At 71.4% G+C, this 22,485-nt stretch carries 22 protein-coding genes and 1 tRNA gene; 13 read left to right on the top strand and 10 right to left on the bottom strand.

Translation table 11 applies throughout. The features are described 5' to 3' along the window. Window positions 1-9: 9 nt before the first annotated feature. A complete protein-coding gene (locus ACX6XY_RS11015) occupies window positions 10-843 on the bottom strand; it encodes an FhaA domain-containing protein (protein ID WP_460328731.1) in 834 nt (277 codons plus the stop codon). Between the two features lie 406 nt (window positions 844-1,249). Between ACX6XY_RS11015 and ACX6XY_RS11010 the strand changes: the two genes are divergently transcribed. From ACX6XY_RS11010 to ACX6XY_RS11000, 3 genes are all read left to right on the top strand, one after another. Next, window positions 1,250-1,336: transfer RNA gene (locus ACX6XY_RS11010), tRNA-Leu, on the top strand. 526 nt (window positions 1,337-1,862) lie between these two features. Beyond that, complete coding sequence (locus ACX6XY_RS11005) at window positions 1,863-2,216, top strand: hypothetical protein (protein WP_460328729.1); 354 nt, start codon at window positions 1,863-1,865, stop codon at window positions 2,214-2,216. A gap of 317 nt (window positions 2,217-2,533) precedes the next feature. Continuing rightward, a complete protein-coding gene (locus ACX6XY_RS11000; protein WP_460328728.1) occupies window positions 2,534-3,157 on the top strand; it encodes a LysE family translocator in 624 nt (207 codons plus the stop codon). 71 nt (window positions 3,158-3,228) lie between these two features. Here ACX6XY_RS11000 and ACX6XY_RS10995 read toward each other — a convergent pair whose 3' ends face one another. Beyond that, entirely contained in the window at window positions 3,229-5,643 is a 2,415-nt protein-coding gene (locus ACX6XY_RS10995; protein WP_460328726.1) for an ATP-binding SpoIIE family protein phosphatase, read from the bottom strand. Window positions 5,644-5,751: 108 nt separating this feature from the next. Here ACX6XY_RS10995 and ACX6XY_RS10990 point away from each other — a divergent pair, with 108 nt between their 5' ends. Together ACX6XY_RS10990 and ACX6XY_RS10985 are read left to right on the top strand one after the other, a co-directional pair. Continuing rightward, entirely contained in the window at window positions 5,752-6,591 is an 840-nt protein-coding gene (locus ACX6XY_RS10990) for a hypothetical protein (protein WP_460328724.1), read from the top strand. Between the two features lie 73 nt (window positions 6,592-6,664). Continuing rightward, window positions 6,665-7,012, top strand: coding sequence for a rhodanese-like domain-containing protein (locus tag ACX6XY_RS10985; RefSeq protein ID WP_460328722.1), 348 nt, complete (start codon window positions 6,665-6,667; stop codon window positions 7,010-7,012). A 40-nt stretch (window positions 7,013-7,052) separates the two neighbouring features. Here ACX6XY_RS10985 and ACX6XY_RS10980 read toward each other — a convergent pair whose 3' ends face one another. The 6 genes from ACX6XY_RS10980 to paaA all read right to left on the bottom strand — a co-directional run bounded on the left by ACX6XY_RS10980 (window position 7,053) and on the right by paaA (window position 12,001). After that, a complete protein-coding gene (locus ACX6XY_RS10980) occupies window positions 7,053-8,186 on the bottom strand; it encodes an acyl-CoA dehydrogenase family protein (protein ID WP_460328719.1) in 1,134 nt (377 codons plus the stop codon). A 147-nt stretch (window positions 8,187-8,333) separates the two neighbouring features. Further along, complete coding sequence (gene paaE / locus ACX6XY_RS10975; RefSeq protein ID WP_460328717.1) at window positions 8,334-9,410, bottom strand: 1,2-phenylacetyl-CoA epoxidase subunit PaaE; 1,077 nt, start codon at window positions 9,408-9,410, stop codon at window positions 8,334-8,336. After that, window positions 9,410-9,985, bottom strand: a complete 576-nt coding sequence (paaD, locus tag ACX6XY_RS10970; RefSeq protein WP_460328714.1) for a 1,2-phenylacetyl-CoA epoxidase subunit PaaD — start codon at window positions 9,983-9,985, stop codon at window positions 9,410-9,412. The genes paaE and paaD overlap by 1 nt, the downstream gene beginning before the upstream one ends. After that, window positions 9,979-10,725 carry a 1,2-phenylacetyl-CoA epoxidase subunit PaaC gene (gene paaC, locus ACX6XY_RS10965; protein ID WP_460328711.1) on the bottom strand — a complete coding sequence of 249 codons (747 nt, stop codon included), beginning with the start codon at window positions 10,723-10,725 and terminating at the stop codon, window positions 9,979-9,981. Before paaC ends, paaD begins: the two co-directional genes overlap by 7 nt. A 14-nt stretch (window positions 10,726-10,739) precedes the next feature. Continuing rightward, window positions 10,740-11,030, bottom strand: coding sequence for a 1,2-phenylacetyl-CoA epoxidase subunit PaaB (gene paaB / locus ACX6XY_RS10960; protein ID WP_460328710.1), 291 nt, complete (start codon window positions 11,028-11,030; stop codon window positions 10,740-10,742). Beyond that, a complete protein-coding gene (paaA, locus tag ACX6XY_RS10955) occupies window positions 11,027-12,001 on the bottom strand; it encodes a 1,2-phenylacetyl-CoA epoxidase subunit PaaA (protein ID WP_460328708.1) in 975 nt (324 codons plus the stop codon). The genes paaB and paaA overlap by 4 nt, the downstream gene beginning before the upstream one ends. Window positions 12,002-12,201: 200 nt before the next feature. Between paaA and ACX6XY_RS10950 the strand changes: the two genes are divergently transcribed. Genes ACX6XY_RS10950 through ACX6XY_RS10940 form a run of 3 tightly spaced genes read left to right on the top strand, consistent with a single transcriptional unit; the run spans window position 12,202 to window position 14,956 of the window. Next, window positions 12,202-12,942, top strand: coding sequence for a DUF5819 family protein (locus ACX6XY_RS10950; protein WP_460328706.1), 741 nt, complete (start codon window positions 12,202-12,204; stop codon window positions 12,940-12,942). Beyond that, window positions 12,939-14,183 carry an HTTM domain-containing protein gene (locus ACX6XY_RS10945; protein WP_460328704.1) on the top strand — a complete coding sequence of 415 codons (1,245 nt, stop codon included), beginning with the start codon at window positions 12,939-12,941 and terminating at the stop codon, window positions 14,181-14,183. The genes ACX6XY_RS10950 and ACX6XY_RS10945 overlap by 4 nt, the downstream gene beginning before the upstream one ends. Continuing rightward, the gene (locus ACX6XY_RS10940; protein WP_460328702.1) at window positions 14,180-14,956 is read left to right on the top strand and encodes a TrmH family RNA methyltransferase; all 777 of its coding nucleotides are present in this window, start codon (window positions 14,180-14,182) and stop codon (window positions 14,954-14,956) included. Before ACX6XY_RS10945 ends, ACX6XY_RS10940 begins: the two co-directional genes overlap by 4 nt. 65 nt (window positions 14,957-15,021) lie before the next feature. Here ACX6XY_RS10940 and paaN read toward each other — a convergent pair whose 3' ends face one another. After that, window positions 15,022-16,728 carry a phenylacetic acid degradation protein PaaN gene (paaN, locus tag ACX6XY_RS10935; RefSeq protein WP_460328700.1) on the bottom strand — a complete coding sequence of 569 codons (1,707 nt, stop codon included), beginning with the start codon at window positions 16,726-16,728 and terminating at the stop codon, window positions 15,022-15,024. A gap of 148 nt (window positions 16,729-16,876) precedes the next feature. Between paaN and ACX6XY_RS10930 the strand changes: the two genes are divergently transcribed. After that, the gene (locus tag ACX6XY_RS10930; RefSeq protein ID WP_460328699.1) at window positions 16,877-18,394 is read left to right on the top strand and encodes a 3-hydroxyacyl-CoA dehydrogenase; all 1,518 of its coding nucleotides are present in this window, start codon (window positions 16,877-16,879) and stop codon (window positions 18,392-18,394) included. Continuing rightward, complete coding sequence (locus ACX6XY_RS10925; protein ID WP_460328696.1) at window positions 18,391-18,981, top strand: TetR/AcrR family transcriptional regulator; 591 nt, start codon at window positions 18,391-18,393, stop codon at window positions 18,979-18,981. The genes ACX6XY_RS10930 and ACX6XY_RS10925 overlap by 4 nt, the downstream gene beginning before the upstream one ends. A gap of 36 nt (window positions 18,982-19,017) precedes the next feature. On the opposite strand, the gene ACX6XY_RS10920 is transcribed toward ACX6XY_RS10925, so the two are convergent. After that, window positions 19,018-19,572 (bottom strand): Lrp/AsnC family transcriptional regulator, encoded by a 555-nt coding sequence (locus ACX6XY_RS10920; RefSeq protein ID WP_460328694.1) that lies wholly within the window; start codon window positions 19,570-19,572, stop codon window positions 19,018-19,020. A gap of 174 nt (window positions 19,573-19,746) precedes the next feature. Here ACX6XY_RS10920 and pdhA point away from each other — a divergent pair, with 174 nt between their 5' ends. The 3 genes from pdhA to ACX6XY_RS10905 form a co-directional block, all read left to right on the top strand. Next, window positions 19,747-20,889: a pyruvate dehydrogenase (acetyl-transferring) E1 component subunit alpha gene (pdhA, locus tag ACX6XY_RS10915; protein ID WP_460328863.1), complete on the top strand. Its 1,143-nt coding sequence runs from the start codon at window positions 19,747-19,749 to the stop codon at window positions 20,887-20,889. After that, a complete protein-coding gene (locus tag ACX6XY_RS10910; protein ID WP_460328692.1) occupies window positions 20,886-21,899 on the top strand; it encodes an alpha-ketoacid dehydrogenase subunit beta in 1,014 nt (337 codons plus the stop codon). Before pdhA ends, ACX6XY_RS10910 begins: the two co-directional genes overlap by 4 nt. Beyond that, a partial coding sequence (locus ACX6XY_RS10905) for a biotin/lipoyl-containing protein (RefSeq protein WP_460328690.1) occupies window positions 21,899-22,485 on the top strand: 587 nt, incomplete at its 3' end. The genes ACX6XY_RS10910 and ACX6XY_RS10905, both read left to right, overlap by 1 nt.

Here is a 22,485-nt window from a genome sequence, read left to right as displayed (position 1 = left end):
GCCCCCGCTTCACCCTTCGGCTTGCCGGTAAATGATGGTCGTGTTGCCCACGACGATCCGCGAGCCGTCGCGGAGCGTAGCGCGAGTGGTGTGCTGTCCGTCTACCACGATGCCGTTGGTAGACCCGAGGTCCGCGATCGTCGAGGGCGTTCCGGTCCGGATCTCGCAGTGCCGACGGGATACGCCGGGGTCGTCGATCCGCACGTCGGCTTCGGTGCTGCGGCCCAGCACCAGCGTCGGGCGGGAGATCTGATGGCGGGTGCCGTTGATCTCGATCCAGCGCCGCGTCTGGGCGCCTGGCACGGGACTGGCGCCCGGCGGCGGCCCCGCGTGCGGGGCCCTGGGCGCCGCACGGCCGCCCGGCGGCGGGGTCGGGGGCATGGGAGGCGCGCCAGGGGGCGGCTGCGGGGCGCGTCCCGCAGCGGGCGGGGACGTGGGCGCGGCGGACGGCGGGGGTGACTGTGAGGTGCTGGACGCCAGGGTCCTGCTGCGTACCCGGTACAGGCCGGTGTCGAGGTCGTCGGCCTTCTCCAGATGGACCTTGATCGGGCCCATGAAGGTGTAGCGCTGCTGCTTGGCGTACTCGCGGACCATGCCGGAGAGCTCGTCGCCGAGCTGGCCCGAGTAGGGGCTGAGGCGCTCGTAGTCGGGTGCGCTCAGCTCGACGATGAAGTCGTTGGGGACGACGGTCCGCTCACGGTTCCAGATCGTGGCGTTGTTGTCGCACTCGCGCTGTAGGGCGCCGGCGATCTCGACCGGCTGGACCTCGGACTTGAACACCTTGGCGAAGGTGCCGTTGACCAGGCCTTCGAGTCGCTGCTCGAACTTCTTCATGACTCCCATGGGGGCACCTCCTCCGTCGCTGTCACCTTGGTACTGCTTACTGATCGTATCCACGCGTGGGGAAAACGGCTGGTTCCCCTTGTGTGCCCGGCGGCCGGGTGTTGCCTCTCACATGCCCTCCAGGGGGGAGTTTTCATGCGGATCGTAGAGGTGAGCTCAAGCCAGTGTCCCGCACCTGAGGGACTGCCCACACGGGCGGCCGGGTCCCGGTCGGGTCGAGACCGGGTCGCGGCCGTGTCCCGGCCGTGTCCCGGCTGGGTCTTGGCTGGGTCTTGGCTCGGGGCCGTGGTGGCGGCCGCCTGCGGATACGGATGTGAACCCACCCTCCGCAACGTGCTAATCTTCTGGATGTCGAGAGGCGCTCGCCCCCCCCAGCCGGGGCGGACACCGAACGGCGACACCCAATGCGCGGGTGGCGGAATAGGCAGACGCGCTGGATTCAGGTTCCAGTGCCCGCAAGGGCGTGGGGGTTCAACTCCCCCCTCGCGCACCACGACGAAACGGTCGGCATCGTGATCACGATGCCGACCGTTTCGCTATGCCTGGGTGGATCTGGGCTGGTCAGGCGTGAGTGTGCGGTTGGTCACGCAGGGCTGCCAGCGGCTTGAGGGCCGCTGGCAGTCGTTGGTTCGGGATCTTCGGTTGTGTCTCGGGCTCTTGCTGTGACCGGGGTCAGGTCTCGTTCTTGTTCCCGCAGACCTTGTGCGGTGAGCGGGGCACATCATTCGGCGGTGCCTTCGGCGTCGGCGGCCTGTTTGGGCAGGAACAGGTACGGGGGTGCGCTGACGGACGCGTGCGAGCCAGGTTCCTTGTCGATGCGCTTGACGCAACCGGTACCACCGTATTCGTCGACGGTGGAGGCGTGATCGCGTGAAGCTCTGCCGAAGGACTGTCCCGTAACTGCTGGTCACGGAGCTGCCCGGAGTGCGGAAACTGCGTAGCTGCTGAGTTCGCGGTGCGGGTACCGTCCGGTCTCCCGACCTGCCGTACCAGCGGCCTACGTTCAGAGAGCGACGCACATGACCAGCCGGCAAGCAACGACGACCCTGTGGCGCCCCACCGGCTCCAAGGAGCTGGATCTGGTTCGGGAGCTGAACTGGCGTGCGTGGCCGCCCCGGCTGCCTGAGCAGCCGATCTTCTACCCGGTCCTGAACGAGGACTACGCGATCAAGATCGCTCGGGACTGGAACGTGAAGCACGACGGCGCCGGCTTCGTGACTCGTTTTGAGGTCGAGCCGGAGTTCTTGAGCCGGTATCCCGTCCAGCAGGCCGGTGGGCAGACGATACTCGAGCTCTGGGTTCCGGCCGAGGATCTGGACGACTTCAACGCCCACATCGTCGGCGAGATTCAGGTGGTCCACGAGTTCCGCTGAGGCGGGAGGGATGCTGGGGGGGGGCACGCCGGGCCGGTGCGATGATCCCGGCGTGACTGGTGTGATCGACCATGTCGGTCCCATGCTCGCGATGCAGCCGTGCAAGCGGTTTGCTTCGATCCTTGCCGACGGAGAAGGGCCGGACCAGAGGTCGACGCGCTCGAAGGGGGCACGCATTGCTCCTGACCAGCCCGTTTCGCGTGTCTGGGCAGGTGGTGGGAGCTCTTGGCGCCGAGTCCGCGATGAGAGCGCTCCTGGCACAGTAGTGCCGTCGACAACGCAGGAGTACTGCTCGTCCCCCAAGGGAGCGGCCGTTCATGAGTGTTGAGTTCTTCATCACCGCGTTCATCATCGTGGTTTCTCCGGGAACCGGCGCGGTGTACACCGTCGGCATGGGGCTGACTCGTGGGTTCCGCATGTCAGTCGTGGCGGCTTTCGGCTGCACCCTCGGCATCGTTCCGCACCTGGCCGCGGCCATCGCGGGACTGGCCGCGATTCTTCACACCAGCGCGCTGGCCTTCGAGAGCTTCAAGTGGGCCGGCGTCTGCTACCTGCTCTTCCTCGCCTGGCAGACCCTGCGCGAGAAGGGGGCGATGAAGATCGAAGCCGAGGGCGGGACCCAGGCGAGGGACAGGTCGGCAGCGGAGGTCACGTGGACCGCCATTCTGATCAACGTCCTGAACCCGAAGCTGTCCATGTTCTTCTTGGCGTTCCTGCCGCAGTTCGTCCCGGCCGGTAGGACCAACTCCCTGCCGCACATGCTCGAGCTCTCGGCCGTTTTCATGATCATGACGTTTGTGGTGTTCGTGATCTACGGCGCCTTCGCCGCAGCCGTCCGCGACCACATCGTCTCCCGCCCGAAGGTCCTTGCCTGGATGCGTCGGACCTTCGCTGCGGCCTTCGTCGGCCTGGGCTGCCAACTGGCCCTCGCCAGCCGCTGACACCCGGTCTCTCGCCCCGCGTCCCTCTCCCTCCCCTTCTCCCTCTCCTCCCCCTCTCCGTTTTCGGTGGGCTAGTGCTGTGTGGGTGTGCTCGGGAGGGGCTGCTCGGCCCAGATCGTTTTGCCGTGCCGGGTGTAGCGGCTGCCCCAGCGCTGGGCGAGCTGTGCGACCAGATAGAGGCCGCGGCCGCCCTCGTCGGTGAGACGGGCCCGGCGCATCCGGGGCTGGGTGGCGCTGGGGTCGGAGACCTCGCAGGTCAGTTCGCCCGCGCGGATCAGCCGGACCTGGACCGGCCCGCCGGCGTACCGGATCGCGTTGGTGACCAGTTCGCTCAGGACCAGCTCGGTGGTGGAGACGAGTTCCTCCAGGCCCCAGGCGAGCAGCTGCCGGGCCGCTTCCCGCCGTACTCGGGCGACGGCGGCCGGGGTGATGTCCACCGGCCAGACGGCCGTGTCCTCGGCGCGTACGGCGTGGGTGCGGGCGAGCAGCAGGGTGACGTCGTCGGCCAGCTGGTGCACGGGGCGGGCGGAGACGATGGCCCGGCCGAGTTCGCGCAAGGGCGATGCGGTGGCGCCGGGGCGGGCCAGGCGTCGGCTCAGCTCGGCCATGCCCTGGTCGAGGTCGCTGTCGCGCCCCTCGACCAGGCCGTCGGTGTAGAGCGCGAGGACGCTGCCGGGGGCGAGCTCGACCTCGGTCACCTCGAAGGGCAGGCCGCTGACGCCCAGCGGCGGGCCCGGATTCAGGGCCGCGTAGCCGACGGTTCCGTCCGGGCTGGCTACGGCGGGCGGGGGATGTCCGGCGGAGGCCATCGCGCAGCGCCGTGAGACGGGGTCGTAGACGGCGTAGAGGCAGGTGGCGCCGATGGGGTCGGACGGACGGTGGACGGTTGGGTCGGTTGGGTCGGTTGGGTCGGTTGGGTCGGTTGGGTCGACTGGTTCGGTCGGGTCGGTCGGGGCGCTGGGCTCGTCGCGGAACTGGGTGACCAGGTCGTCGAGGTGCACCAGCAGCTCGTCGGGCTCCAGGTCGAGGTCGGCGAGGGTGCGTACGGCGGTGCGCAGGCGCCCCATGGTGGCGGTCGCCCCCAGCCCGTGGCCGACCACGTCCCCGACGACCAGGGCGACGCGGGCGGAGGACAGCGGGATCACGTCGAACCAGTCGCCGCCGACGCCGGTGGCCGTGTCGGCGGGCAGATAGAAACCGGTGGTGGTCACGGCGGCGGTCTCGGCCTGCGCGGGCGGCAGCAGGCTGCGCTGGAGGCCTACGGCGGAGCGGTGCTCACGGGTGTAGCGGCGCGCGTTGTCCAGGGCGAGGCCCGCGCGGGCGGCGATCTCGCGCAGGAGGTCCAGGTCCGCCTGCCGGTAGTCGGACCCGTCCGGGCCTCGGTGTACGGTCACCCGGCCGAGGACGATGCCCCTGGCGCGCAGCGGGGCGGTCGCCGAGTCCGAGGTGTGACCGGCCGTCGGCGGCGTCTGGGTTCCGGCTGTGGCGGTTCGGCGCAGTGACGGTCGGCCGTTCTGGTCGGGGGGTGGTTCGTCGCCGGTGAACACCGCCTCCGCGATCTCCACCACGGCGAAGTCGGCCAGTCCCGGCACCAGCACGGCGGCCAGTTCCTCGCTCGTGCCGACGACCGAGAGGGAGGTGCCGACGGCCGCCGTGGCGCGGTGCAGCAGCGCCAGGCGCTCGGCGGCGCGGCGAGTCTCGCTGATGTCGGTGAAGAGGGCGGTGACCCCGAACACCTGCCCGTCGGGGGCCTGGAGCCGGAACGCCGATATGGCCATCACCGCTCCGGTGCGGGGGTCGTCGAGGGTCCGTACCGTCTCCTCCGCGCGGATCAGCGGTCGGCCCGTCCGGAGTACGTCGCGCAGCAGCCGTTCGACGGCGGCGGCGTCCTCGGCCTGGAGGAACTCGCCCAGGCGGCGGCCGCGCAGGTCCGGCCGCAGGCCGGTGTACGGGAGCAGATGGGTGTTGGTCCGCACCAGGTGCAGCTCCTCGTCGAACACGGCGAGGCCGATCCGGTCCTGGAGGAACAGTTCGCGGGTGAACGCCTGGTCCTGCCGCCACCGGGCGACCGTCCCGGAGGGGACCCCGAGCACGAAGTGCCCGGCGGGGGCGTTGGAGGTGGCGGCTTCGGTGGTGGTGGCTTCGGCGGCGGCTTCGGCGGTGGTGAGGGGGAGGACTTGGAAGGCGATGCTCAGCGGCTCGTCCCGGCCGGTGCGTACCACTGCCTCGCCCGACCAGCTACCCGCGCGCCGTCCGGCCAGCAGGCCGGGCCAGCTGTCCGGGTCGGCGAGCAGTTCCCTGACGTGTCGGTCGCGTACGGCGTCCGCCGGGAGCGCGAGGAGCGCCGCGGCCGCGGGTGTCCAGCTGACGACCCGCCCGTCAGGGGCGAGCAGGGCGCCTGCCGTGTCGTCGGTGAACGGGAGCCCACTGCCCTGCGGCGCATGCGGGAGGGCCTCACCGTCCACCTGGCTCTCAGCTCCCTTCATGGCGCCGTCCGCGGGAACCTCTCCATCATCCCGCCGCGCGCACGGGCCGCCAGTCGTGTGCGGCTTCCGGGTTGGAGAGGCCCGGTCGTGGTGGCCTAGGCTGGGCGGGTGACGACCCCGCAAGCCGGCCCGCCCGCATCGGACGAGCCGCGCGCCGAGACCCCGGAGGCGGCCGCGCGGCCCGAAGAGCGGCTGGAGCGGGCCGTACGGGCCGCTGAGCAGGCGCTGATCGAGTACGAGATCGCGATGGAGACCTTCCGGGTCGAGGTGGACAACTTCTCCCGGCTGCACCATCAGAAGCTCGGCCCCATGTACGCGCGGCTGGAGGAGCTGGACGCCCAGATCGCGGAGGCGCGGGCGGCCAGGACCGGGGACGCGGAGGATCTGCGGGTAGCCCAGGAGCTGCGGGCCAGGGTGCTGCCGATGCCGGACGTCGCCGAGCTTTTCGAGGACTGGATGGACTCGGACGGTCTCTCGCCCGAGGCCACGGCGATGCTGACCGATCTGCCGGTGCGCGCCCCGCGGCGGGTGCGGCCGAGCGACGAGGCGCGTCGGCTCTTCCGCGAGCTGGTCCGCCGGGCCCATCCCGACCTGGCGCAGGACGACCGGGAGCGGGAGCGACGGGACGCGTTCATCGTGCGGGTCAACGCCGCGTACGCGCTGGGCGACGAGGCGGGGCTGCGCGAGCTGTCGGATGAGTGGGCCGCCGGGCCGGTGGCCGAGGAACAGGGCCCGAGCAGGACCGAGGAGCTCTATGCACGGCTCGAGTGGCTGGCCGAGCGCAAGGAGCTGATCACGGTGGTCGCGCGGGAGCTGGAGGAGGGCGCGATCGGGTCGATGCTGCGGATGGCGCCGGACGATCCGGACCGGCTTCTGGAGGAGATCGCCGAGCAGCTGCTCGCCCAGGTCGCCGAGCGCGAACGGGAGCTGGCCGAGCTCGTCGCCTAGGGCGTTCAGGCCGCTTAGGCCGCCGCTTAGGGCGCCACTTAGGGCGCTTCGGGTTTTCGGGTAGCGTCGAGGCATGGCTTTTGGATCTGGTATGCCCACGGTCGGCGTCGACGCGCTGGCGGACGGTGACTTCCTGCTGGACGTACGCGAGGACGACGAGTGGCGGGCCGGGCACGCCGCGGGGGCGCTGCATGTGCCGATGAGCGAGTTCGCGGCCCGGTACGGCGAGCTGACCGAGGCGGTGCCGCAGGACGGCACGGTCTATGTCCTGTGCCGGGTAGGGGGCCGTTCGGCACAGGTCGCGCAGTACCTCATCCAGCAGGGGGTGAACGCCGTGAACGTCGACGGCGGCATGCAGGCCTGGGCGGCGTCCGGCCGCCCCGTCGTGGACGACCAGGGCCAGCCCGGTGCCGTCGTCTGAGGTCCACGCCGTCGTCTGAGGTTCACACGCCCTCTGCGGCTCAGCCGAGCGGGTGGGCGGCGAGCAGGTCGCCGAGTGCCTCCTCGTGGGCCGGTGCCGGGCCCAGTGAGAGCTCCAGCTGTTTGGCCCAGGCGTGGTAGCGGTGCAGTGGGTACTCGACGTCGGCGCCGAAGCCGCCATGCAGGTGCTGCGCGGTCTGGACGACGCGACGCACCCCCTCGGACGCCCAGATCTTGGCGACCGCGATGTCTCCGGCCGCGGGCAGCGCGCCGCCCGCGCCGGTGGAGATCCGCCAGGCCGCCTGCCAGAGGGTGACCTCCATCGCCCGCAGGTCGACATAGCGGTCGGCCGCCTGCACGGCCACCGCCTGGAAGGTGGCGATCGGGAAGCCGAACTGCTCCCGCTTGCCGGTGTACTCGCCGGTCATGGCGAGCACGGACTCGCCGAGCCCGAGCGCGAGCGCGCAGGTGCCGGTGGCGAGCAGCTGGTGCAGCCGCTCCCAGGCGCCGTCGGCGTCGATCAGCTCGCTCGACGGGATCCGTACGGCGTCGAGGCGCAGCTCGCCGAGACGCTCGCCGCTGGTGGAGATCTGCTCGGCGATCCGGAGCCCTTCCCGGACACGGGGGACCAGGGCGAGCACCGTACGGCCGTCGGCCGTGTGCGCGGGGACGACCAGCAGGTCGGCGCTCTGCGCCCAGGGCACGGCCGTCTGGACGCCGTCCAGCACCCAGGACGCCCCGTCCCGCCGTGCGGTGACGGACCGCTCGGCCGCGTCGTGCCCGGTGCGGCCGTTCGCCGCGACGGTGAGGACGAGCTCGCCACGGGCGACCCTCGGCAGCACCCGCCGCTTCACCTCCGCACCGCCGAAGGTCTGTACGGCGTACGCGCCCGCGCTGCTCTCCAGCAGCGGAACGCGCGCCAGCACCCTCGCGGACTCCCGCAGCACCAGGCACAGCGCGACGGCGTCCAGGCCCGCCCCGTCGTACTCGGGCATCAGCAGCAGACTCAGCAGGTCCGCGTCGGCGAGCCGCGCCCACAGCGCGCGGTCGAAGTCCTCGGCCACGGCTCCCTCGGTGAGCGCCGGACTGGGGACTGAGTCCGGTGCTACCGGGGCGAAGACCGCCTTGGCCGCCTCGACAGCCGCCTGTTGCTCCTCGGTGAAGGTGAAGTCCACTGCCTGTCCTCCCGCTTCCAGCCCGTCTGCCCGTCTGCCCGTCTGTACCTCTGCCCGGCCGCTGTCCGTCCGCGTATCTGACGGGTCGTCAAGATAGAACATGTTCTACAGGAAGGGAATGGCGAGGCGGGGCTCAGTGGTCCGATCTCAGCGGTCGAAGTCGAGTTCCACCTTCTCGGTCGTCGGGCGGGACTGGCAGGCCAGCACATAACCGGCGTCCGTCTCCTCGGGCTCCAGCGCGAAGTTCCGGTCCATCCGTACCTCGCCGTTGACGAGGAAGGCCCGGCAGGTTCCGCACACCCCGCCCTTGCACGCGTAGGGGGCGTCGGCGCGGTTGCGCAGGACCGTCTCCAGGAGGGATTCGCCGTCCCGCACGGGCCAGCTGCCCGAACGGCCGTCCAGCGTGGCGGTCACCGTGCTGTGCGCCGGAGCCCGCGCCGCCGCGGGGGGCGCCTGGGCGGCGCCGTCGTCCACGTGGAAGATCTCCTCGTGGATCACGGCACGGCGCACCCCGAGCGCGCGCAGCGCCCGCTCGGCGCCCTGTACCAGGCCGAAGGGCCCGCACAGGAACCACCCGGCGATCTCCTCGACGGGCAGCAGCTCGGGCAGCAGGGCCGTCAGCCGCTCCTCGTCGAGCCGCCCGGACGGCAGGCCCGCCTGCTGCTCCTCGCGGGAGAGCACCGTGACCAGCTGGAACCGGTCGGGGTAGCGGTCCTTGAGGTCGGCGACCTCCTCCAGGAACATCGTCGAGGCGGTGGTGCGGTCGCTGCGTATCAGGCAGAAGTTCGCGTCGGGTTCCCGCGCCAGCAGGGTCGAGACGATCGACAGGACCGGTGTGATGCCACTGCCGCCGACCACCGCCGCGTAGTGCCCAGGCCGCGGCTCCAGCGTGAACCGTCCGGCCGGAGTCATCACCTCAAGCTCGTCGCCGACGGCGATCTCCTTGTGGGCGTACGTCGAGAACGCGCCTCCCTCCACCAGCCGCACGCCCACCCGCAGCGCGCTCGGCCCCTCGGGGGCGAGCACCGGGGAGCAGACCGAGTACGTGCGCCGGATCTCGGCACCGTCCACGACGCGGCGCATCGCGAGGTGCTGGCCCGGTGCGTAGCGGTACTCCGCCCGCAGGTCCGCGGGGACCTCGAGGGTCAGGGCGATGGAGTCGTCCGTGAGCTGGTCGAGGGCCGTGACCCGCAGAGGGTGGAAGCGGGCCGGGGTGCCGGCCATCACAACTCCTTGAAGTGGTCGAAGGGTTCACGGCAGCTGACGCAGCGCCGCAGGGCCTTGCAGGCGGTCGACGAGAAGCGGTTCAGCAGCTCGGTGTCGGTCGAACCGCAGTGCGGGCAGCGCACGGACAGGGCGAGGGGTATCGGCCCCTGTGCGGGATGGGGGCGGGGTGGCGCGATGCCGGCCTCGGCGAGCTTGCGGCGGCCGTCGGGCGAGATGTCGTCCGTCGTCCAGGGCGGTGCGAGCACCGTGCGGACCGTGACATCGGCGATGCCGTCCTCATGCAGTACCCGCTCGATGTCCGCGGCCATCGTCTCGACGGCGGGGCAGCCGGTGTAGGTGGGGGTCAGTTCGACCTCCACGCTGCCCGGACCGCGCACCCGTACACCGCGCAGCACGCCCAGCTCCTCAAGGGACACCACCGGCAGCTCGGGGTCGGGCACCGCTCCGGCCAGCGCCCTCAGCCGCTCCTCCAAGGCGGTGGGCCCGAGCGGGGCCGCCGGTGCGGCCGAGGCCGGTGCTGCTGCCGGTGCCGGTGCTGCTGCCGGTGCCGAGGCGGAGGTCGGAGTCACCATGTCGCCCCCGGATGGCTGCGGTGCAGATGCTGCATTTCGGCGAGCATCCGGCCGAAGGACTCGGTGTGCAGCCCCTCGCGGCCCGCTCCGGCCGACCAGGCCCCGCTCCGCGGGCCCTCCGGCACGGTCAGGGTCGCCCTCGTGATGACCTCGGTCACCGATGAGCGCCACTCCTCCTCGAGGGCCTGCCAGTCGATGTCCAGGCCGTCGACCGGCCGGAACGGCTCGCCGGTGAAGCGCCACAGCGCCTCCAGCGCGCGCTGCATCCTGCCGTGGCTCTCGTCGGTGCCGTCGCCGAGGCGTACGGTCCACTGCTCGGCGTGGTCCTGGTGGTATGTCACCTCCTTGACGGCCTTGGCCGCCAGGGGGGCCAGGGGCCCCGGTGCGCTCGCCAGCCGCTCGTACAGCAGCCGCTGATAGGTGGAGAAGTACAGCTGGCGGGCGATGGTGTGGGCGAAGTCGCCGTTCGGCTGCTCGACCAGCTGCAGATTGCGGAAGGCGCGCTCCTCGCGCAGATAGGCCAGCTCGTCCTCGTCCCCGACCAGGGACAGCAGTACCCGTGCCTGGCCCAGCAGGTCCAGGGCGATGTTGGCCAGGGCGACGTCCTCTTCCAGGGCCGGGGCGTGTCCGGCCCACTCGCCCAGCCGCTGGGCGAGCACCAGCGCGTCATCGCCCAGCGCGAGCGCGGCGGGGGGTGCGTCGCCTCGCGTGGTGGCGGGGGCCGGGGGCTGAGTCGTCACAGGGCCTTGCGCGGTCACAGGTGCTTCACCCCTTCCGGGATCTCATAGAACGTCGGGTGGCGGTAGGGCTTGTCGGCGGCGGGCTCGAAGAAGGGGTCCTTCTCGTCCGGCGATGAGGCGGTGATCGCGGTGGACGGCACCACCCAGATGGAGACGCCCTCGCTGCGCCGGGTGTAGAGGTCGCGGGCGTTGCGCAGGGCCAGCTCGGCGTCCGGGGCGTGCAGGCTTCCGGCGTGGGTGTGCGAGAGCCCGCGGCGCGAGCGTACGAACACCTCCCACAGGGGCCAGTCGGTGGAGCTGCTCATGCCGTCGCCTCTTCCTCGGGGTCTGCTGGCCGGTCTGCTGGCCGGGTGTGCTTCGCGGCGTACGCGGCCGCCGCGTCCCGCACCCAGGCGCCCTCGTCGTGGGCCCGTCTGCGCTGGGTGATCCGCTGTTCGTTGCAGGGGCCGTTGCCCTTGAGTACCGCCCAGAACTCGGTCCAGTCGATCGGGCCGAAGTCGTGGTGGCCGCGCTCCTCGTTCCACTTCAGATCCGGGTCGGGCAGGGTGAGCCCGAGCGACTCGGCCTGCGGGACACAGATGTCCACGAAGCGCTGGCGCAGTTCGTCGTTGGAGTGGCGCTTGATCTTCCAGGTCATGGACTGCTCGGAGTGCGAGGACTCGTCGTCCGGCGGGCCGAACATCATCAGGGACGGCCACCACCAGCGGTTCACCGCGTCCTGGGCCATCTCGTGCTGGGCCGGTGTGCCGCGGCTCAGGGCGAGCAGCGCCTCGTACCCCTGGCGCTGGTGGAAGGACTCCTCCTTGCAGATCCGCACCATCGCCCGCGCGTAGGGGCCGTAGGAGCAGCGGCACAGCGGCACCTGGTTGGTGATCGCGGCGCCGTCCACCAGCCAGCCGATGGCGCCGACGTCCGCCCAGGTCAGCGTGGGGTAGTTGAAGATGGACGAGTACTTCTGGCGGCCGGTGTGGAGCTTGTCGAGCAGTTCGTCCCTGCTGGTGCCGAGGGTCTCGGCGGCGCTGTACAGATACAGCCCGTGTCCCGCCTCGTCCTGGACCTTGGCCATCAGGATCGCCTTGCGGCGCAGGGAGGGCGCGCGGGTGATCCAGTTCGCCTCCGGCTGCATGCCGATGATCTCGGAGTGGGCGTGCTGCGCTATCTGCCGCACCAGCGTCGCGCGGTAGGCGTCGGGCATCCAGTCCCGCGGCTCGATGCGCTCATCGGCGGCCACCGCGGCGTCGAACGCCGCCGTGTGGTCCGTTGTCACCGTCGACATGCACGGCCCCCTCGGTTCGAGATGGTGACCCGACGACCAGCCTACCTACCGACCGATCGTTCGGTTCGTCGATTTCAATGGTGGGTCTGGCGGCCTTAAGCTGTCAACCCTGTGGATAACCTCACGGACGCTGTGCGAGAAGGCCGCGCCTGAGTACCGTTCCGGAGCGGAGCAGCGAGGCGGAACGGGATCGGGGCGTCATGGACTCGTACGACAAGAGCGCGGGCGCGCCGTCCGCCGCTCCTGCCGGGCCGCCCGCGGCGGGACCGATCGCGGCGGGGCTGTCCGACGCATCCCGTGCCCGCGTCGGTGTCGCCGCGCTCTCCGCCCCGTACCAGGTGGTGGTCGCCCTCGTGCTCGCGCTGGTCGCCGTGCTCGCCTGCGTGCATCTCACGATGGTCTTCCTGCACGTCGCGCCCTCGAACACCGTAACCCAGCAGCACGGCCGGGTGGTCTATCGCTGGATCTACCCCGAGTTCGAGCAGAACTGGAAGCTGTTCGCCCCCAACCCGTTGCAGCAGAACGTGGCGGTGCAGGCCCGCGCCCAGATCCGTACCGCCGACGGCGCCACCCGGCAGACCGGCTGGTACGACCTCTCGGCTCGGGACGGCGCCGCGATCCGCGGCAATCCGCTGCCCAGCCACACCCAGCAGAACACGCTGCGCCGCGCCTGGGACTTCTACACGGGCTCGCACGACGACGAGAACCGCCCGAACGGCATGCGCGGCGAGCTCTCCGAGCGCTATCTGCGCCGCATCGTGGTGCAGCGCCTGGCGGACGACGGGCCCGACGGCACTGTCCGGCGCGTACAGTTGCGCGCCAAGACCACCCGCGTGCAGCCGCCGTCGTGGAGTGACGAGAAAGTCGACAAGAAGCCCGTCTACCGTCAGCTCCCCTGGTGGCCCGTCACCTCGCGTGACCTGGAGGTGCGTTCCCGGTGACGCGTTTCGTCCGAGTGAGCGCCCGCGCCGCGCGCGGCCTCGCCCATGTCACCGGCTCCGCGCTCGGCCCGTACCAGAGCGCCGTGGTCCGCATCGGATTCGCCGCCACCTGGCTGTTCTTCCTGTTGCGCGAGATCCCGTACCGCCATGAGCTCTACGGTCCCGACGGGCCGTGGAGCTGGGATATGGCGGAGCGGCTGATCGCGAACAGCGAGGCCTTCACCGTACTGCTGTGGTCCGACAGCCACGGCTGGTTCGAGGCCGTGTACGTCCTGGCGATCGTCTCCAGTGCCTTGCTGCTGGTCGGCTGGCGCACCCGGACGATGTCCGTGCTGTTCATGGTGGGCGTGCTCTCGTTGCAGAACCGCAGCGTGTTCATGGGAGACGGCGGCGACAACGTCATCCACCTGATGGCGATCTATCTGGTGCTGACCCGCTGCGGGCAGGTCTGGTCGCTGGACGCCCGCCGCGCGGCGCGTCACGTGGCCCGCGCGGAGGCCCGCGAGGACGGATCGGAGCGACGGGAGCGCGACTGGGCGGGCCCCGCCCTGTGGTCCGTGCTCGGTCTCGTCCTCCTGGTGGCGGCGGTCACCGACCGGCTCGGCGGGAAGCCCTGGCTGGCCGTGCTCTTCTGGGGACTGTGGCTGTCACAGGGCCTGTGGTGGGCGGTGTGCCGCTACTGGCCGTACGGCCAGGCGCGCATCCTGCTCGACGTCATCGCCAACCTCGTCCACAACGCCGCACTGGTCGTGATCATGGCCGAGGCCTGTCTGATCTACGCGACCGCGGGCTGGTACAAGATCCAGGGCAGCCGGTGGCAGGACGGCACCGCGGTCCACTACCCGCTGCACCTCGACTACTTCTCCCCCTGGCCAGCTCTTTCCGAGCTGCTCGCCGCCCAGGGCACGGTGCTGCTCCTGGTCACCTACGGCACGGTGATCACCCAGGTCGCCTTCCCCTTCACGCTGTTCAACCGCCGGGTCAAGAACCTGCTGCTCATGGTGATGATGACAGAGCACGCGGTGATCGCCGTCGTCCTCGGGCTGCCCTTCTTCTCGCTCGCGATGATCGCCGCCGACGCGGTCTTCCTGCCGACGTCCTTCCTGAAGAAGGCCGGTGAGCGGGTCGCCCGCGTCCGCGGACGGCTGCTGGCCCGTACGCCGCTGCCGCGGCAGCGCGGCGAGGACGAGAAGCGCGACCCCGAACCGGCCGAGCCCGCGCACGTAGGCTTCAGACCATGACGGCGGACGGCTCCGAACGGGCGGCGACGGACGAGGCGGTACGGCGCTGGCGGGAGCTCAGCGCGGCCTGTGTGCTGCTTGACGGCTTCCACGCCGTCAAGCACGCCCTGCGCTTCGACGCCGGTATCCCCCTCGTCGTCACCAGCGACAAGGCGGCCGCCCTGGACCTGGCGGCCGAACTCGCCCCGGATGTCTCGGGACCGCTGGCCGCGCGCGCCGTCGAGATTTCCCGCGAGGCCCTGCGCGACCTGGTCCCGCGGGTGCACCCGACCGGGGTCGCAGCCCTGGCGGTGCGCCCCGAACGCGCCGCCAACCTGGCCGCGCTGGCCCGTACCCCACGCCGGGCGCCGGTGGTCGTCCTCGACAACCCGCGCAACCTCGGCAACGCGGGCGCCGTGATCCGCCTCGCGGCGGGCTTCGGGGCGACCGGCGTGGTCACCACGGGCACGCTGGACCCCTGGCACCCCAATGTCGTACGCGGAGCGGCCGGGCTGCACTACGCGACGGCGGTGGAGGGGCTGACCGTGGACGAACTGCCCGCCGGGCCGATGTACGCCCTGGACCCGGAGGGCGAGGACATCCGCTCCCTCGCCCTGCCCGACGACGCGCTGCTGGCCTTCGGCTCGGAGCGCAGCGGGATCTCCGGCGAGCTGCGCGCGCGTGCCGACGCGCTGGTCTCGCTGCCGATGCGGCCGCAGGTGTCCAGCTACAACCTGGCGACGAGTGTGGGGATGACCCTCTTCCACTGGTCGGCCGGGTCGCGCCTCCCCTAGGTCCCGGCGCATAGGTCCCGGCGAACCCTCTGGGCCCTGGGCGAGGCGCGACCCCGGAACCGTTCTCACGCCTCTCTGCGCACCTCCACCACCCGGAACCGGTTGGCCACGAACGCGCCGTCGCACAGCGCGGCGTTCGCCGCGGGGTTGCCGCCCGAGCCGTGGAAGTCCGAGAAGGCCGCGGTCTGGTTGACGTACACCCCGCCGGTCAGGTTGAGCGAGAGCTGGGCGCACTCCTCGAGGCAGACCTCCTCCACTGCGCGCTCGGTCTCATCGGACGTGGTGTACGCGCCGACCGTCATCGCTCCCTTGTCGCGCACGGTGCGCCGCAGCAGCTCCACCGCGTCCGCGGCCGAGTCCACGGCCACCGCGAACGACACCGGGCCGAAGCACTCGTTCAGATAGGCCGCCTCGGAGTCCGCCGCCTCCCAGTACTTGCGCGCCCCGTCGAGCTTGACGATGACCGGGGTCCGGACCACGGCGTCCGGGAAGTCCGGGTTGGCGACCTCGCGCGAGGCGAGGGCGACCTCGCCGAATCCGGGCGCCGCGTCGAGGCGGGTGCGCACATCGGGGTTGACCAGGGCGCCGAGCAGGGCGCCCGCCCGTGTGTCGTCGCCCAGGAGACCCGAGACCGCGCCCGCCAGGTCGGAGACCACCTCGTCGTACGACTTCGCTCCGGCGTCCGTGGTGATGCCGTCGCGGGGGATCAGCAGGTTCTGCGGGGTGGTGCACATCTGGCCGCTGTACAGGGACAGCGAGAAGGCGAGGTTGGCCAGCATGCCCTGGTAGTCGTCGGTGGAGTCGATGACGACGGTGTTGACGCCCGCCTTCTCGGTGTAGACCTGCGCCTGGCGGGCGTGGGTCTCCAGCCAGTCGCCGAATGCGGTCGACCCCGTGTAGTCGATGATCTTGATTTCGGGGCGTACCGCCAGCGTCTTGGCGATGCCCTCGCCGGGCTGCTCGGCGGCGAGCGCCACCAGGTTCGGGTCGAAGCCCGCCTCGGCGAGCACCTCGCGCGCGACCTGGACGGTCAGCGCCAGCGGCAGCACGGCGCGCGGGTGCGGCTTGACCAGGACCGGGTTTCCGGTGGCCAGGGAGGCGAAGAGTCCCGGATAGCCGTTCCACGTCGGGAAGGTGTTGCAGCCGATCAGGAGGGCGATGCCGCGGGGGACGGGAGTGTACCGCTTGCTCAGGTTGAGCGGGTCGCGCTTGCCCTGGGGCTTGCTCCAGTCCGCCGTGTCCGGCGTGCGGACCTGCTCGACGTAGGCGTACCCCACCGCTTCCAGGCCGCGGTCCTGGGCGTGCGGGCCGCCGGCCTGGAAGGCCATCATGAAGGCCTGGCCGCTGGTGTGCATGACCGCGTGCGCGAACTCGTGGGTGCGCGCGCTGATCCGCGCGAGGATCTCCAGACAGATCATCGCGCGCAGCTCCGCACCCGCCTCGCGCCAGGACGGCATCGCCGCGCGCATGGCGGGCAGCAGGACGTCGACATCCGGGTGCGGGTACTGGACGCCCAGCTCGATGCCGTACGGCGACAGCTCGCCGTCGGTCCAGCCGTCCGTGCCCGGCTGGTTCAGGTCGAGGCGCTGGCCGAGCAGCGCGTCGAAGGCGGCCTTGCCGTCCGCCGCGCTCAGGCTGCCGTGCTCGCCATACGCCTTGGGGTGCTCGGGGTGCGGGGACCAGTACGCACGCGTGCGGATGGTTTCGAGCGCCTGGTCGAGAGTGGGCCGGTGCTTCTCGATCAGCTGCTGCGCGGTGAGTTCGACGGCCATGGAAGGACCAACTCCTTGTAGGGCTGACTCGACGGTGAGTCGGCGAGCTGGGCAGGAACAGGCTGGCACAGCTAGAGTAACCGAACGATCGGTCGGGACAAGGGGGCCGGGCGAACCTGTGGATAACTCGTGCGGAAGGATCGCGAGCATGACAGCCATTGACCGCAGCAGCCCCGTCTCCGTGGTGGGCACCGGCACCATGGGCCAGGGAATCGCGCAGGTCGCACTCGTCGCCGGTCATCCCGTGCTGCTGTACGACGCCGCGCCCGGCCGCGCGAAGGCGGCGGCCGACGCGATCACAGCCCGCCTGGACCGGCTCGTCGAGAAGGGCAGGCTCACCGCGGCCGACCGCGACGCCGCGACGGCCCGCCTCGGTTCGGCCGAGAGCCTCGCCGAACTCGCCGGGTCCGGACTCGTCGTCGAGGCGATCCTGGAGCGGCTGGACGTCAAGCAGCGCCTCTTCGGCGAACTCGAAGACGTCGTGTCGGACGACTGCCTGCTGGCCACCAACACCTCGTCGCTGTCCGTCACCGCGATCGGCGGCGCGCTCAGGAAGCCCGGCCGCTTCGTCGGGCTGCACTTCTTCAACCCCGCGCCGCTCCTCCCCCTCGTCGAGGTCGTCAGCGGCTTCGCCACGGACGAGTCCGCCGCCACGCGCGCGCAGGAGACGGCACAGGCCTGGGGCAAGACCCCGGTGCGCTGCGCCGACACTCCGGGCTTCATCGTCAACCGCGTCGCCCGCCCCTTCTACGCCGAGGCGCTGCGGGTGTACGAGGAGCGGGCCGCCGACCCCGCCACCATCGACGCCGTGCTGCGCGAGTGCGGCGGCTTCCGGATGGGTCCTTTCGAGCTGACCGACTTGATCGGCCAGGACGTGAACGAGGCCGTCACCCGCTCGGTGTGGGAGTCCTTCTTCCAGGACCCGAAGTTCACCCCGTCGCTGGCGCAGCGTCGGCTGGTCGAGTCGGGCCGCCTGGGGCGGAAGTCGGGGCGCGGCTGGTACGCGTACGAAGCGGGCGCCGAGCGCCCGGAGCCGTCAACGGAACCCGCCTGTGACGCCCCGGACACGGTGGGCGTCCAGGGGGACCTGGGTCCCGCCGAGCCGCTGCGCGCGATGCTCGCCGAGGCAGGGATCACGGTCCAGGAGCACGAGTCCGACCAGCCGGACGGCTTCGCCCTGCCGCACGGGGCCGCGCTGGCGCTGACCGACGGGACGATCGCCACCGGCCACTCGGACGGCGAGTGCATCCACTTCGATCTCGCCCTGGACTATCGGACCTGCACCCGGATCGCCCTCGCGCCCGGCGCGGATGTCGATCCACGGGATCTGCGGGCCGCTACCGGACTCTTCCAGCGGCTTGGCAAGCAGGTCAGTGTCGTCGGTGACGTGCCGGGCATGATCGTGGCGCGGACCGTCGCGATGCTCGTCGACTTCGCCGCCGATGCCGTTGGTCGTGGCGTGGCGAGCGCGGAGGACATCGACACGGCCATGAAGCTCGGAGTCAACTATCCCCGCGGACCCTGGGAGTGGGGCCAGGGCCTCGGCCCCAGCTGGGCCGGGGAGCTCCTGCTGACGATGGAGCTCAGCCACCTAAGCGGCCGGTATGCCCCGTCCCTGGCACTACAGCGCCAGGCCAGCTTCCACGAGAATCGGTCAGGCGCATGACCACCCCCAGACGCGACACCTACACCCCCGAGACGCTTCTCGCCGTCGCCGTGGAGATCTTCAACGAGCGCGGCTACGACGGCACCTCGATGGAGCATCTCTCCAAGGCCGCGGGAATCTCCAAGTCCTCGATCTACCACCACGTCACGGGCAAGGAGGAGCTGCTGCGCCGCGCCGTCAGCCGCGCGCTCGACGGACTCTTCGGGATTCTCGACGAGGACCGCGCGCGTGCGGGGCGTGCGGTGGAGCGCCTTGAGTACGTCACCCGGCGCATGGTCCAGGTGCTGACGGCCGAGCTCCCGTACGTCACCCTGCTGCTGCGGGTGCGGGGCAACACCGCCACCGAGAAGTGGGCCATGGAGCGCCGCCGCGAGTTCGACCACCAGGTGGCCGAGCTGCTCAAGGCGGCGGTCGCGGACGGCGACCTGCGGACGGACGTCGAGGTCAGGCTGGCGACCAGGCTGCTCTTCGGCATGATCAACTCGATCGCGGAGTGGTACCGGCCCGAGCATCAGGGCGCCGACGACCAGGAGGTCGCCGACGCCGTCGTCCAGCTGGCCTTCAGCGGGCTGCGGACGGCTTCCTGAGCCAGGCCTCAGCCAGGGACCCAATCAGGCTCGCGGTCAGGCCTGGGGGTCCAGGTCGGTCTCCTCGAAGACCAGCAGCGTACGGGTGCTGAGCACCTCGGGGATCGACTGCAGTCGGGTGAGCACCAGCTCGCGCAGGGTCCGGTTGTCCGGCGTGTGCACCAGCAGCAGGACGTCGAAGTCGCCGCTGACCAGCGCGATATGGGCCGCGCCCGGCAGCGCCCGCAGCTGCTCGCGGACCGTGCGCCAGGAGTTCTGCACGATCTTCAGCGTGATGTAGGCGGAGGCTCCCTGGCCCGCGCGCTCGTGGTTGACCCGCGCGCCGAAGCCGCGGATCACGCCGTCCTCGATGAGCCGGTTGATGCGCGCGTAGGCGTTGGCGCGCGACACATGGACCCGCTCGGCCACGGAGCGTATCGAGGCGCGGCCGTCCGTCTGCAGAATCCGCAGGATGTCCCGGTCGATGGAGTCCAGCTGGCGGGGCGGGTGCTCCACGGCGGAGCACGGAGCGGAGCCCGCCGTGGGACCGGCGGGGGAACCCGCCGTGGCGGCGGTGGTGCCGCTGTCGTCGGCCATTCGTTCAGATGCCATGTCCCCCCACCTCTCTACCATGGACGTACTGCCCCTATCCCAGGCTGTGGAAAACCGTTTGTCCACAGCCTGGCGGTGCCTGTAGCCAAAATGTGCCGACGACCGAACAATCGGTAGGTGAGGCGCATCACACGCCGCGCCTCTCCCGATCGCTCCTACGAGGAGGTGCACGCGGTGAAGAAGCACAGCACGACGGTCGTGGCGGAGCGAGGGGCCTACCAGCCCACCCCGCCGCCCGCCTGGCAGCCCCGTACGGACCCCGCGCCACTGCTGCCGGACACTGAGCCGTACCGCGTCCTGGGCACGCCGGCCGCGGCCGACGCCGACCCCGAGCTGCTGCTGAGGCTGCACCGGGAGCTGGTACGCGGCCGGAGATACAACGCGCAGGCGACCGCCCTCACCAAGCAGGGCCGCCTCGCCGTCTACCCGTCGAGCACCGGACAGGAGGCCTGCCAGGTCGCCGCCGCGCTGGCACTCGAAGAGCGCGACTGGCTGTTCCCCAGCTACCGCGACACCCTCGCCGCCGTGACCCGCGGCCTCGACCCCGCACAGGCGCTCTCGCTGCTGCGCGGCGACTGGCACACCGGGTACGACCCGCACGAGCACCGGATAGCACCCCTGTGCACTCCGCTCGCCACGCAGCTCCCGCACGCCGTGGGGCTCGCGCACGCCGCCCGCCTCAAGGGCGACGACGTGGTCGCGCTCGCCCTGGTCGGCGACGGCGGCACCAGCGAGGGCGACTTCCACGAGGCGCTGAACTTCGCCGCGGTATGGCAGGCGCCGGTGGTCTTCCTGGTCCAGAACAACGGCTTCGCGATCTCCGTGCCGCTCGCCAAGCAGACCGCCGCGCCGTCACTCGCCCACAAGGCCGTCGGATACGGCATGCCAGGCCGCCTGGTCGACGGCAACGACGCGGCGGCCGTCCACCAGGTACTGGCCGAAGCCGTGCACCGCGCGCGCGTAGGCGGCGGCCCGACCCTCGTCGAAGCCGTGACCTACCGCATCGAAGCCCACACGAACGCCGACGACGCCACCCGCTACCGGAGCGACGGCGAGGTCGACGCCTGGCGCGCGCACGACCCGATCACCCTCATCGAGCAGGAGCTGACCGGCCGCGGCCTGCTCGACGACGACCGGGCACAGGCCGCGAAGGACTCCGCCGAACAGCTCGCCACGGAGCTGCGCGCCCAGATGAACGAGGACCCGACCCTGAACCCGATGGATCTGTTCACGCACGTCTACGCCGAGCAGACCACGCAGCTGCGCGAGCAGGTCGCACAGCTGCGCGCCGAACTGGACGCGGAGGCCGAGCGATGACCGCCGTGGCCGAGAGCCGCACCAAACCCGCCACGATGGCGCAGGCGCTGCAGCGCGGCCTGCGGGACGCGCTGGCCGACGACCCCGCCGTTCATGTGATGGGCGAGGACGTGGGCACGCTCGGCGGTGTCTTCAGGGTCACCGACGGGCTGACCAAGGAGTTCGGCGAGGACCGCTGCACGGACACCCCGCTCGCCGAGGCGGGCATCCTGGGCACGGCGGTCGGCATGGCCATGTACGGGCTGCGGCCGGTCGTGGAGATGCAGTTCGACGCGTTCGCGTACCCCGCCTTCGAGCAGCTGATCTCGCATGTGTCGCGGATGCGGAACCGCACCAGGGGGGCGATGCCGTTGCCGATCACGATCCGGGTGCCCTACGGCGGCGGGATCGGCGGCGTCGAGCACCACAGCGACTCCTCCGAGGCGTACTACATGGCGACGCCGGGACTCCATGTCGTCACGCCCGCCACGGTCGCCGACGCCTACGGGCTGCTGCGGGCCGCCATCGCGTCGGATGACCCGGTCGTCTTCCTGGAGCCGAAGCGCCTGTACTGGTCCAAGGACTCCTGGAACCCGGACGCGCCGCCGTCCGTTGACCCGATAGGCCGGGCCGTGGTGCGGCGCGCTGGACGCAGCGCGACCCTCATCACGTACGGCCCGTCCGTACCCGTCTGCCTGGAGGCGGCCGAGGCCGCGCAGGCCGAGGGCTGGGACCTGGAAGTCGTCGATCTGCGCTCCCTGGTGCCGTTCGACGACGAGACGGTCTGCGCCTCGGTGCGCAGGACGGGACGCGCGGTCGTCGTACACGAGTCGGGCGGCTTCGGCGGTCCGGGCGGGGAGATCGCGGCCCGTGTCACCGAGCGCTGCTTCCATCACCTGGAGGCGCCGGTGCTGCGGGTCACCGGATTCGACATCCCCTACCCGCCGCCGATGCTGGAGCGGCACCATCTTCCGGGAGTCGACCGCATCCTGGACGCGGTGGCGCGGTTGCAGTGGGAGGCGGAGAGCTGATGGCCCAGGTGTTGGAGTTCAAGCTGCCGGATCTCGGTGAGGGCCTCACCGAGGCCGAGATCGTCCGCTGGCTGGTGGCGGTCGGCGATGTGGTGGCGGTCGACCAGCCCGTGGTCGAGGTGGAGACGGCCAAGGCGATGGTCGAGGTGCCCTGCCCGTACGCGGGCGTGGTAACCGCGCGGTTCGGCGCGGAGGGCACGGAACTCCCCGTGGGCGCGCCCCTGTTGACCGTCGCGGTGGGCGCGGCCGCCGAGGCCGCCGACTCCGGGCGGCCGGACGCGGGCCCCGGCGCTGGCGTCACGGACGCCGGGCGGAACTCCGGCGCGACGGACCAGGCGGGGCACGCGCCGGGACGTAAGGCGGGGGACGAGCCGGGGGGCGAGGCCGAAGGGTCGGGCAATGTCCTGGTCGGCTACGGCACCGGAACGGCGCCCGCCCGCAGGCGCCGGGTGCGGCCCGCCAGCGCCGTGGGAACGCCCTCCGCACCGGCCGCGCGACCGGACACCGCACCAGGTGCACCGGCTGGGCGGTCGGACGCCGGACCGGGTGCACTTGCCGCGCGGTCGGACGCCGCACTGGGCGCACC

It is taken from the genome of Streptomyces sp. O3 (assembly GCF_054788135.1).
Note: the sequence above shows the minus strand (reverse complement) of the source record. Positions and strands in the feature narration are given on the sequence as shown.